The sequence below is a fragment of the Citrobacter sedlakii NBRC 105722 genome (assembly GCF_000759835.1).
GTDB lineage: Bacteria > Pseudomonadota > Gammaproteobacteria > Enterobacterales > Enterobacteriaceae > Citrobacter_A > Citrobacter_A sedlakii.
In genome coordinates this window covers 512312-524627 of record NZ_BBNB01000002.1, presented here as the reverse complement: position 1 = coordinate 524627, position 12316 = coordinate 512312, and the positions used below count along the sequence as shown (strand labels likewise).

General features: G+C 58.1%; 9 protein-coding genes. 7 read left to right on the top strand and 2 right to left on the bottom strand.

Going from position 1 to position 12316, the window contains the following annotated elements:
- Positions 1-41 precede the first annotated feature (41 nt).
- The 7 genes from proY to CSE01S_RS06830 all read left to right on the top strand — a co-directional run bounded on the left by proY (position 42) and on the right by CSE01S_RS06830 (position 10917).
- Positions 42-1409 (top strand): proline-specific permease ProY, encoded by a 1368-nt coding sequence (proY, locus tag CSE01S_RS06860; protein ID WP_042286005.1) that lies wholly within the window; start codon positions 42-44, stop codon positions 1407-1409.
- A 178-nt stretch (positions 1410-1587) separates the two neighbouring features.
- Positions 1588-3405: a maltodextrin glucosidase gene (malZ, locus tag CSE01S_RS06855; protein ID WP_042286001.1), complete on the top strand. Its 1818-nt coding sequence runs from the start codon at positions 1588-1590 to the stop codon at positions 3403-3405.
- Between the two features lie 190 nt (positions 3406-3595).
- Complete coding sequence (locus CSE01S_RS06850) at positions 3596-4237, top strand: hydrolase (RefSeq protein ID WP_042285998.1); 642 nt, start codon at positions 3596-3598, stop codon at positions 4235-4237.
- Between the two features lie 48 nt (positions 4238-4285).
- The gene (locus CSE01S_RS06845) at positions 4286-4831 is read left to right on the top strand and encodes an antibiotic biosynthesis monooxygenase (protein WP_042285996.1); all 546 of its coding nucleotides are present in this window, start codon (positions 4286-4288) and stop codon (positions 4829-4831) included.
- A 21-nt stretch (positions 4832-4852) separates the two neighbouring features.
- Complete coding sequence (locus CSE01S_RS06840) at positions 4853-6721, top strand: amidohydrolase (RefSeq protein WP_042285994.1); 1869 nt, start codon at positions 4853-4855, stop codon at positions 6719-6721.
- A 159-nt stretch (positions 6722-6880) separates the two neighbouring features.
- The gene (locus CSE01S_RS06835) at positions 6881-9526 is read left to right on the top strand and encodes a DUF2339 domain-containing protein (protein WP_042285991.1); all 2646 of its coding nucleotides are present in this window, start codon (positions 6881-6883) and stop codon (positions 9524-9526) included.
- On the top strand, positions 9523-10917 hold the full coding sequence (locus tag CSE01S_RS06830; protein WP_042285988.1) for a DUF3999 family protein: 1395 nt from the start codon (positions 9523-9525) through the stop codon (positions 10915-10917). The genes CSE01S_RS06835 and CSE01S_RS06830 overlap by 4 nt, the downstream gene beginning before the upstream one ends.
- Before the next feature lie 50 nt (positions 10918-10967).
- Here the strand turns inward: CSE01S_RS06830 and CSE01S_RS06825 are convergent, their stop codons facing one another.
- Together CSE01S_RS06825 and acpH are read right to left on the bottom strand one after the other, a co-directional pair.
- Positions 10968-11570, bottom strand: coding sequence for a peroxiredoxin (locus CSE01S_RS06825; RefSeq protein WP_042285985.1), 603 nt, complete (start codon positions 11568-11570; stop codon positions 10968-10970).
- Between the two features lie 126 nt (positions 11571-11696).
- Positions 11697-12278 carry an ACP phosphodiesterase gene (acpH, locus tag CSE01S_RS06820; RefSeq protein ID WP_042285982.1) on the bottom strand — a complete coding sequence of 194 codons (582 nt, stop codon included), beginning with the start codon at positions 12276-12278 and terminating at the stop codon, positions 11697-11699.
- Between the last annotated feature and the right edge of the window lie 38 nt (positions 12279-12316).

Here is a 12316-nt window from a genome sequence, read left to right as displayed (position 1 = left end):
TAACCCCGTGGTTTTTTATTGTGTAGATGGGTCAGGAATTGATGGAAAGTAATAACAAGCTAAAGCGTGGGCTAAGCACCCGGCACATTCGCTTTATGGCACTGGGTTCAGCAATTGGCACCGGGCTATTCTACGGCTCGGCGGACGCCATCAAAATGGCGGGGCCAAGCGTACTGCTGGCGTACATTATTGGCGGGGTTGCTGCGTATATCATTATGCGCGCATTGGGCGAAATGTCCGTTCACAACCCCGCAGCCAGTTCCTTTTCGCGCTATGCGCAAGAAAACCTCGGCCCGCTGGCGGGCTACATCACCGGCTGGACCTACTGTTTTGAAATACTGATCGTCGCCATCGCCGACGTGACCGCGTTCGGTATCTATATGGGCGTCTGGTTCCCGGCGGTGCCGCATTGGATCTGGGTGCTTAGCGTGGTGCTGCTGATTTGCGCCATCAACCTGATGAGTGTGAAGGTTTTCGGCGAACTGGAGTTCTGGTTCTCCTTCTTTAAAGTCGCCACCATTATCATCATGATTGCCGCCGGTTTCGGCATTATCATCTGGGGGATTGGCAACGGCGGTCAGCCGACCGGTATTCATAACCTGTGGAGCAATGGCGGCTTTTTCAGCAACGGCTGGCTGGGCATGGTGATGTCTCTCCAGATGGTGATGTTCGCCTACGGCGGGATTGAGATCATCGGTATCACCGCCGGGGAGGCGAAAGACCCGGAGAAATCGATCCCGCGCGCGATTAACTCAGTGCCGATGCGTATTCTGGTGTTCTACGTGGGAACGCTGTTTGTCATTATGTCGATCTACCCGTGGAACCAGGTGGGAACTAATGGTAGCCCGTTTGTACTGACCTTCCAGCATTTGGGAATAACGTTTGCCGCCAGCATTCTGAACTTCGTGGTGCTTACCGCTTCGCTGTCGGCGATTAACTCTGACGTCTTTGGCGTGGGTCGTATGCTGCACGGCATGGCGGAGCAGGGTAGCGCGCCGAAGGTGTTTGCCAGGACTTCGCGCCGCGGCATTCCGTGGGTGACCGTGATGGTGATGACCGTTGCGCTGCTGTTTGCGGTTTATCTGAACTATATCATGCCGGAAAACGTCTTCCTGGTTATCGCTTCGCTGGCGACCTTCGCCACGGTGTGGGTGTGGATTATGATCCTGCTGTCGCAGATTGCCTTCCGTCGCCGTCTGCCGCCCGACGAGGTCAACGCGCTGAAATTTAAAGTGCCAGGCGGTGTGGCGACCACTACCGCCGGGCTGATCTTTCTCGTCTTTATCATTGGGCTGATTGGCTATCACCCGGATACCCGCATCTCGCTGTATGTTGGTTTTGCGTGGATTGTCCTGCTGCTGATTGGCTGGATGTTCAAACGCCGTCGCGATCGTCTGATGGCGCAGTAACGGTGTGTGTCCGGTCTGCGAATGCTCGCAGGCCGGATAAGACGCGTCAGCGTCGCCACCCGGCAATGCCGTCAAAATATCCTCCCCCACACTCCTCCCCCAATAAACCTGCAGATGATGAGTTATCCTGTAAATTGCTGTGGCAAGGTGAGCGCATTTTCATCAAAGGGGATACGTGATGTTGAACGCCTGGCACCTTCCGGTTGCCCCATTTGTTAAGCAAAACAAAGCGCAACTGAGCATTACGCTTTGGCTGGCGGGGGAAAACCTGCCTCAACGCGTGACGCTGCGCGCGGAAAATGACAACGAAGAAACGTCGCTGGCAATGCACAAACTACGCAGCCAGCCACATCCCGGCGTCACCGCATGGCGCGCGGTCATCGACCTGAGTCGCGGCCAGCCGCGTCGCCGCTACAGCTTTAAGCTGCTCTGGCACGATCGCCAACGCTGGTTTACGCCACAGGGATTCAGCCGCTTCCCGCCGGCCCGCCTTGAGCAGTTTGCCGTTGACGTGCCGGATAACGGCCCGCAGTGGGTGGCCGATCAAATTTTTTATCAGATCTTCCCCGATCGTTTTGCGCGTAGCCAGCCGCGCGAGGCGCAGCAGGATAACGTCTATTTCCATCATGCGGCTGGTCAGGACATTGTTTTGCGCGACTGGGACGATCCCCTGACCGCGCAGGCCGGGGGATCGACCTTTTATGGCGGCGATCTGGATGGGATCAGCGAGAAGCTGCCGTATCTGAAAAAGCTCGGCGTGACCGCGCTGTATCTGAATCCGGTCTTCATCGCGCCAAGCGTGCATAAATATGACACGGAAGATTATCGTCACGTGGATCCGCAGTTTGGCGGCGATCCGGCGCTGATGCGTTTGCGGCAGAAGACGCAGCAGCAGGGGATACGGCTGGTGCTGGACGGCGTGTTTAACCACAGCGGTGATTCCCATGCATGGTTTGACCGGCATAACCGGGGGACGGGCGGCGCGTGCCATAATCCGGCGTCTCCCTGGCGCGACTGGTACAGCTTTTCAGAGGATGGCGTCGCGCTGGACTGGCTGGGCTACCCCAGTTTGCCAAAACTGGACTACCGATCGGAAAGTCTGGTTAATGAAATTTACCGCGGTGAAGACAGCATTGTGCGGCACTGGCTGAAAGCGCCCTGGAATATGGACGGCTGGCGGCTCGATGTGGTGCATATGCTTGGCGAAGACGGCGGAGCGCGGCATAACCTCCGGCACGTCGCGGGCATTACGCAGGCGGCGAAAGAGACGCAGCCGGGCGCCTATATTGTCGGCGAGCACTTTGGCGATGCGCGGCAGTGGCTGCAGGCGGACGTCGAAGACGCGGCGATGAACTACCGCGGTTTTACTTTCCCGCTGTGGGGGTTTCTCGCGAACACGGATATTTCTTACGATCCGCAACAGATTGACGCGCAGACCTGTATGGCGTGGATGGAGAATTACCGCGCGGGGCTCTCGCACCAGCAGCAGTTGCGGATGTTCAACCAGCTCGACAGCCACGATACGGCGCGGTTTAAATCGCTGCTTGGAAAAGATGTCGCGCGTCTGCCGCTGGCGGTTGTCTGGCTGTTTAGCTGGCCGGGCGTCCCCTGCATTTACTACGGCGATGAGGTGGGACTGGATGGCAACAACGACCCGTTCTGCCGCAAACCCTTCCCCTGGCTGGCGGAGAAGCAGGATGCCGCGCTGCTGGCGCTGTACCAGCGTCTGGCGAAGCTGCGCCAGCGCAGCCAGGCGCTGCGCTATGGCGGCTGTCAGGTGATATATGCGCAAGACAATGTGGTGGTGTTTTTACGCGTTTATAACCAACAGCGCGTGCTGGTCGCGATCAACCGCGGCGAAGCCTGCGAGGTGGTTTTACCGGCGTCGCCGCTGCTAAATGTTAACGCCTGGCAGATCAAAGAAGGTAAGGCCGATTTGCAGGACTGCGTACTGTCATTACCGGCGATATCCGCTGCCATTTGGTTAGGTCATTAATCCTTATTAAAGGCAGGTATTAAAACCTGCCTTTTTATCTTGTTCGGTTAAATTAAACAGAGCGGACAAATTTCTTTAATATCCTCACAATCAATTCTCGCTATACTCAATTTGCTTTATCAATCCGGGCCCGAACGTATATAGCACACACAGAAGTTTACCCATAACTTATTGATTGTAAGGTGTATTTATGTCTATCCGTGAATTGATTGATCCGTCTAATTCCGCCCTGATTTTTATTGATCATCAGCCGCAGATGTCATTCGGTGTAGCTAATATAGACAGACAGCTTTTAAAGAATAATACGGTTGCGTTGGCGAAAGCAGGCAAAATATTTAATGTGCCGGTTATCTATACTTCAGTTGAAACGAAAAGTTTCAGCGGCTATATCTGGCCGGAATTGCTCGCTGTTCATCCGGATGTCAAACCCATCGAACGCACGTCCATGAATTCCTGGGAAGATGCGGCGTTTGTCAAAGCCGTTGAGGCTACCGGGCGTAAAAAACTGATTATTTCTGCGCTGTGGACTGAAGTGTGCCTGACCTTCCCGGCGCTGATGGCGCTGGAAGCCGGTTACGAAGTTTATGTGGTTACCGACACTTCCGGCGGGACGTCGGTTGATGCGCACGAACGCGCTATCGATCGTATGGTGCAGGCTGGGGCGGTGCCGGTGACATGGCAGCAGGTTCTGCTTGAGTACCAGCGCGACTGGTCGCGCAAAGAGACCTATGACGCGGTTATGGATCTGGTGCGTGAACACAGCGGCGCCTACGGTATGGGGGTGGATTACGCTTACACCCTGGTACATGGCGCGCCTGAACGTAAAGCCTGATTCCCATGGCGGGGCAACCCGCCATTGACCTTCGGTAAGGAATTTGTCATGGCGCAGAATAAATCTGTGACGTTGGTGATTACCCACACTCTCCGGCCTGAACAGGCGGCGCGGTATGAATTATGGCTTGGAAAAATTATGCCGGTCGCGGCGGAGTTCCCCGGTCATTTGGGGGCAAACGTCATTCGCCCCACCGATGGGCAAAATCACTGGAATATCATCATCCGCTTCGACACGCTCGAGCATCTCTACAACTGGACGCAGTCGGACACCCGGCGGATTCTGGTCGACGAAATCGCTCCGCTGCTGGCGGATGGCGATAAAACGGAAATTCATACGGAAGCCGCGTTCTGGTTCACCCCACCCGCGCCGCATGTCCGGCAGCCACGCCGCTGGAAGCAATTTCTTATCACCCTGCTGGTCATTTTTCCCAGCACCAATCTGGTGCCCTGGCTGACCGGGATGATCCTTCCCACCCTGAAGGCATCGTTAGCGTTGCATCTGATCAACGATGCGTGCGTGGTTGCGCTGGTTGTCTGGTTCTGGATGCCCATCGTCACCCGTCTGTTTGCCGGCTGGCTGAAAAAAGCCTGACCGACTCATCAGGAGAATATTATGTCTCACACTGCCTCATTAATTTTGACTCACGGAAAAATACACACCCTCGATAGCCAATGCCCGCAGGCGGAAGCGGTTGCCATTAAAGACGGTAAAATCCTCGCCACGGGAAGCCACGACCAGATGATGGGTCTGGCCGCTGACGGTACGCAGGTTGTCGACCTGAAAGGCCATACCGTAATCCCCGGTCTTAACGACTCGCACCTGCACCTGATTCGCGGAGGGCTGAACTACAATCTTGAGCTACGCTGGGAAGGCGTGCCGTCACTGGCGGACGCGCTGCGTATGCTGAAGGAGCAGGCAGACCGAACGCCGTCGCCGCAGTGGGTTCGCGTGGTGGGCGGCTGGAGTGAATTCCAGTTTGCCGAACGCCGAATGCCGACGCTGGAGGAGCTTAACGAGGCTGCGCCGGATACGCCGGTGTTTGTGCTTCATTTGTACGACCGCGCGCTGCTCAACCGTGCGGCGCTGAACGCGGTCGGTTACACCAAAGCAACGCCAGACCCGGTAGGCGGCGAAATTGTTCGCGACGGTAACGGTAATCCAACCGGAATGCTGATCGCCAAACCAAACGCCATGATCCTCTATTCGACGCTGGCGAAGGGACCGAAGCTGCCGCTGGACATGCAGGTCAACTCGACCCGCCAGTTTATGCACGAGCTGAATCGCCTTGGGCTGACCAGCGCCATCGACGCGGGCGGCGGCTTCCAGAATTACCCGGAAGATTATCAGATTATTGAGCAGTTACATGCAAACCATCAGATGACCGTGCGCATTGCCTACAACCTGTTTACTCAGCGTCCGCAGCAGGAGTTTGAAGATTTTGAGCGCTGGACCGATATGCTCAAACCGGGGCAGGGGACCGACTTTTATCGCGCGAACGGGGCGGGGGAAATGCTGGTCTTTTCGGCGGCGGATTTTGAGGATTTCCTTCAGCCGCGCCCGGATCTGCCGGAAGGCATGGAGGATGAACTGGAGCGCGTGGTGCGCCATCTGGTCGAACACCGCTGGCCGTTCCGCCTGCACGCCACTTACGACGAATCGATAGGCCGGATGCTGGATGTGTTTGAGAAGGTGAATCGCGATATCCCGTTTAACGGTCTGCACTGGTTCTTCGACCATGCCGAGACCATCAGCGAACGCAACATCGACCGCGTGAAGGCGCTCGGCGGCGGGATAGCGGTACAGCACCGCATGGCGTTTCAGGGCGAATATTTTATTGACCGCTACGGCAAAGAGGCGGTGAAGCATACGCCGCCGGTCGCGAAAATGTTGACGGCCGACGTTCCGGTCGGGCTGGGGACGGATGCGACCCGCGTTGCCAGTTATAACCCGTGGACAGCGCTTTACTGGCTGGTGTCCGGGCGTACGGTGGGCGGGACGGCGATGTATGACGAGAACAACCGTTTGCCGCGCGACGTGGCGCTTGAGCTGTGGACGGCGGGTAGCGCGTGGTTCTCCAGCGAACAGGGCAAAAAAGGCCGCATTGTGAAAGATCAACTGGCGGATTTGGTGGTGCTGTCGAAAGACTATTTCAGCGTTACGGAGGAGGAGATCAAAGGCATTGAGTCAGTGATGACGATTGTGGATGGTAAAGTGGTCTATGCCGCCGGGCCTTTCACGCCGTTGGCGCCGCCTGCTATCCCGGTGGTGCCGGACTGGTCGCCGGTGGTGAATGTGCTTGGACATTACCGCGCCGCGCCGCCATCGTCGGCGAAGGTGGGAGCGGTAGTGCAAATGCATCAGTGCTGCGGCAGTTGCGGCGTTCACGGTCATCAGCACGACATTGCCCGAAAATCCGGAATTGCGGTTTCCGACGATCGCGCATTCTGGGGAGCGCTGGGCTGTTCTTGCTTCGCTTTTTAACCTGACGGGCGGGGGCGCTGGCGCCTGCCCGATACGGTAAAGTCCCGTTGTTGCCGGATGAGATGCTGACGCGCCATCCGGCATTTTCATCTTCAGAGATAGCGCAAATGCAACAATTTGTGTCAATCTTAGACGATCCCGTACAGTGAAGGTGACAACATGGACGACCTTTTAATCCTTGGCTGCATCATCGTGTTTTTCGCGCTGGTGGTGGTGCCGATCCTGGCGATTGTCGCGTTTAACCGAAGCGCGACCACCCGCGATGAGCTTGCCAGACTGCGCCGCCGGGTGGAAGAACTCGAGCAGCGCGCTGTCGCAGCGCCGACGGTTGCGCAGACAACGCCGACGCCAGCGCAGCCGGTTGAAACGGTCATCCCGACCGAATCTGTGCCCGACGTTGCGTCTGAACCGGCGAGCCCGTGGCGAGCGCAGCGTCCTCAGCGCGCGGCAAACAACGATGTTGTCCCGCCGCGCGACCCGGCCCCTGCAGTGGCAAAGCCGCCTTCCGCCTTTGGCGGCATGATTACTTCGCTGGCGCGCTGGTTTATGCAGGGCAATCCGCTGGCGAAACTCGGTATTCTGCTGCTGTTTCTTGGGCTGTCATTCCTGCTGCGCTATACGGTTGAGCACGCCCTGTTCCCGCTTGAACTGCGCCTGGTGGCGGCTGCGCTGTTTGCCATTGTCCTGCTCGCCGTCGGCTGGCGGCTGCGGCATAGACAGCCCGTCTATGCGTTGATTTTGCAGGGGGGCGCAACGGGCGCACTCTATCTCACGGTCTTTGGCGCCTTTCGTCTCTGGCAGATGCTGCCGATGACGCTGGCCTTTGCGCTGCTGGTGGTGATCTGTGCGGCGAGCGTCGGGCTGGCGATATTACAAAAGGCGCTCAGCCTGGCGATGCTGGCGAGTCTCGGCGGCTATCTCGCTCCGCTGCTGCTGTCTACCGGCAGCGGCAACTATGTCGCGCTGTTCTCCTTCTATTTACTGCTTTCAGTTGGCATTCTCGCGATCAGCATCTGGCAGCACTGGCGCGAACTTAATCTGCTCGGCCTGCTCTTTACCTTTGGCGTCGGCGGACTGTGGGGGCTGAGCGACTATCAGCCAGCGTATTACCTTCCCTGCCAACTTTTCCTGGCGGCGAATATCCTGATTTTTGGCGTGCTGAGCGTGGCGCTGTCGCTGCGGGCGCAGGAGAAAGGCCGACAGATTGTCGACGGCGTGCTGCTGTTTGCGCCGCCGTTAATAGGTTTTGGGATGCAGTACGCGATGACCCGTCACTGGGAGTACGGTCCGGCGCTCAGCGCGCTGGGCTATGGCGGAGTCTACTTATGTCTCGCCTGGCTGGCGCTGCGTCGCTATCCGTCTCTGGGACGTCCTCTGGTGCTGGCGGCGCTGGCGTTGGGCGGCGCATTTGCGACGCTGGCTATCCCGTTGGCGCTGTCGGCGCGTTGGACGGCGATGGCCTGGGCGCTGGAAGGCCTGGGTATTTTATGGCTGGGCGTTCAACAGCAGCAACGTCGTATGAGCTACAGCGGCACAGCGCTGCTGGTGCTGGCGCTCGGCAGCGCGTTGTGGGCGTTGACGGATGCAAGCGATGCGCTGAGCCTGATGCTGATTTTCGCGGTGCTCAGCCTGTGCTGGCTGGCAGCAGCGTGGTTATGGCGGCAGATCGCGATACGGGGAAGCTGGGGACTGCTGGCGGGCGGGGTGCTGTTCTGGCTTATCGCGCTGGCCGGCGCTTCGCAATTGATCTTCAACAAAGATGCCTGGGTGGTGTCCGGCGTGCTGGCGCTGATGGCGGTGTCGGTCTGGGGTTGGCGGAGCGTCGGAAAACGCCTGGCGTGGCACGCGCTGGAGGCCAGTAAGTGGCTGCTGTGGCCGGTGATGTTGATGGCGCTTTTGCTGCAAATTTCCCGCCAGTCACTGTTTGCTGCGGGCTGGCAGAATCTGGCATGGTGTCTGGCGCTGCCTGCCGCGCTGATGTTGCTGCGCCGCGACGAGCGCGCGTTACCGCCGCGAATCTCCCAGGGGCTGCATCTTTCACTCCTGTGGATGTTATTACTGGCGCTGGCCGCCGAATTGTTCTGGTTTGCCCGCGATTTGCCGTGGGGCATGGCGGCCTGGGGAAGCGGCGTGATGATGGCGACAGGCGGGCTGCTGATTATTTTCATCGGCGCGGCGGTGCGCCGTCGGTTCTGGCCGTTTAAGGTCTGGCCGGCGCTATATGCTGTGCAGGCGATGGTGCCGGTAGCGGTTGCGCTGGCAGGCTTGCTGGCGCTGGCAAACTTACAGGATGGCGTAGTGTACCGCCAGGCATACCTGCCGCTGGTTAACCCGCTGGAGGAAGGCGCCGCCTTCGCGTTGCTGGGGCTGGTCGCGTTGTACCGCGCCGCGCGGCGCTATTTTCCTGCGACATTCTCTTTATGCCAGCCCTGGCCCGTGGTCGCGCTGATAGCGCTTGCATTCTGGTGGCTGAACGGTGTCCTGCTACGTGCGCTCGCCTGGTACGGCGAAGTGGCCTGGGAGCTTGAATCACTATGGCATTCGCGGCTTATTCAGACCTGTTTCGCCCTGTTCTGGATGCTCAGCGCGTTGGTAATGATGCTGCATGCGACCCGTCAGGCCTCGCGGCGGGAATGGCTCTGCGGCGCGGTGCTGCTGGGGCTGGTGATTGTTAAACTGATGCTGGTGGACAGCGCTGGCGGGGGCGGTCTGGCGCGCGCGGTAGCCTTTATCGGCGTGGCGATTCTGGTGCTGATCGTTGGCTATTTCTCACCGTTACCGCCCAAAGCAGGAGAAGAAAAATGAAATGGATAAACGCCGTAGTCTGTACCACGCTGCTAACGCTGGCTGGCCCGGTATTGGGTAACGAGACGCCAGTGGCATCGCCGCAGGACTACGCTTTTGGCGTGACGCTTGGCACATCCACCCCTTCGCAGTGGTACCGAATCGCGCTGCCTCAGGACGTCTATCAGCAAAGCGCCTCACCGGAACTGCAGGATGTGCGCGTATTTAACCAAAGGGGAGAAGCGGTGCCGTTTAGCCTGGTGAAGGCGGCGCGCCAGCAGGCGGCGTCTGAGCCGACGGCGCTGCGGCTGTTCCCGCTGGACTCTTCGCCGGTAACGTCACGCCAGACAACGGAAGACGACACCGATAAAATCCTGCTGCGTTCCAAAAGCGGCGTAGAGATCGTGCTGGAAGGGGAGAAAGCGAAACCCGTCGGTCAGCACTATTTGCTGACGTTGCCGGAAAAGGCGAGCGAAGCGGTTTCGCTGTCCCAACTTCAGCTCGCCTGGGATACACCGCGGACGCCGTGGCAGGGGAAAGCATCGGTCTATTACAGCGTCAATCTCAAGCGTTGGCATTCGCTGCGCGAGGAGATGCCATTGATGGATATCGCCAGCGGCAACGATCGTCTGAAACTCGACAGGATTGACGTCGATATCACGTTATCCCCGCATGCCATTCGTTATCTGCTGCTTGTGCTGGAAGCGCCCCGCGCCACCGTCGCGCTAACGGGCGTTAAGGCTGTCAGCGCCCCCGCGCACGTCGTGGCGGAGCAAATGGCGATGCAGGGCGAGGGACGGCGGTTGTCGGCAACGGAGGCGCAATGGCAGTGGACGCGTCCTCAGCCGCTCAGTTCGCTGGATATCACTCTGAACAGCGATGGCGTTCTTCCCGTCGAGATTGCCTGGCGCAGTACGGCGAAGAGTGACTGGCAGGTGCTGAAAAAAGAGGTGCTCTATCAGCTGGAGGGGAGGGCATCGGCGCCCGTCCCGCTGCCCGGAACCTTGGTGGAGGCGATAAAAATCACCACGCTTAACGCGCGCTTACCGGAAACGCTGCCGCAGGTGACAGGCTACCGCGATCGTTATGATCTGGTGTTCAACGCGCAAGGGAAAGCCCCCTATCTGCTGGCCTGGGGGAATGGCGCAGCGGAACCGGCAAGCGTTGGCGTGGATATGCTTATTCCGGCCGATTTGCGAACAACCTATGATGTGGCGACGCTACCCTCGGCCTCCGTCAACGAAGCGGTCAAACTGGGCGGGGAATCACGGTTAACTGCGACCTCAGCGACGGAACGTGAAAGCCAGGCAAAACGGTTGCTGGTCTGGGGCGTGCTGATTGTCGGCGTCGCGCTGTTGGCGCTGCTGGCCTTTCGTCTCTGGCGTGAAGTAAAAAAAGACGGCGCGACGTAACGCAATAAAAAAGGCTCGCTATGCGAGCCTTTTTACGTGATTCGTGCCGGTTACAGGCTGGAAACGTTTTCGGTCAGGTATTTCGCCACGCCGTCCGGAGACGCGTTCATACCTTCTTTACCTTTTTCCCACTGTGCCGGGCAGACTTCGCCGTGCTCTTCGTGGAACTGCAGCGCGTCAACCATACGCAGCATTTCGTCGATGTTACGGCCCAGCGGCAGGTCGTTAACCACCTGGTGGCGAACAATGCCGTTTGCGTCGATCAGGAAGGAACCACGCAGCGCAACGCCCGCTTCCGGGTGCTCGATGCCGTAGGCTTTCTGAATTTCACGCTTAACGTCAGCAACCATTGCGTATTTCACCGCACCGATGCCGCCTTTGTCGACAGGGGTGTTACGCCATGCGTTGTGGACGAATTCGGAGTCGAAGGAAACGCCAACCACTTCAACGCCGCGCTTCTGGAATTCTTCATAACGTTTGTCGAACGCGATCAGTTCGGACGGGCAAACGAAGGTGAAATCCATTGGCCAGAAGAACAGAACGGTCGCTTTACCGTTGGTGTGCTGTTTGAAATTGAAGTTTTCAACGATTTCACCGCTACCGAGTACCGCAGCTGCTGTAAAATCCGGAGCCGGACGAGTCACCAGTACCATATTATTCTCCTGCAAAGTTAAGGGTTTTTGGAACGCAACGCGGGCCAGTATAGAGAGTGTTCGCGCATAAGACAAAGAGGTGGCGACAATCGTTCAGCAAGCTTTTGCCTATCATTGATCATGCTGTCAGAGCTGCTTATTTCTCGCCTGCGCCATCATGCGCGGGTAGAACTGCCAGAAACGCGTTTCCAGTGCGTCGTAATGTTCGTCCAGGTCGTACCAGGAGTCGCGCAGCGCATCCAGACGCGGGCGACGGCTGGCCATGCCGTTGAGTACGTTCTGAATGAAATTCATCTCGCGATAACGCTCCAGCCAGCGTTCCGACCACAGGTAATTATTGAGATTAACGAAACGCGGCGGCGAGTCTGGCAGAATGATCGACACCTGCTGATGGGCATAGCGCACAAACTCCGGCAACGGCATCTCCGGCGAAAGCCGTTCCCAGTGGCGCGACAAAAAATGATCCCACATCACGTCAAGGGTAATCGGCGCAACACGGCGCGTTTCGGGACGGAACCAGGCTTTGGCTTCCGTTACTTCCGGCAGGTTATCGGTAAGCACGTCGATACGGCGGTGCATAAAAATCCCGTCGACAACCTCTGACGAGTAGATATCGGCAGGGTTGCCGCGCACGAAATCGGCCAACAAATTGCCGGAAAGGGAGCTGTCCGCGAGGTGCGCGAGATGCAGGTGAGCGAGAAAATTCATGCGTTTTATTTGTCCGGTGGCGGCTAGTTGTTGCAGCA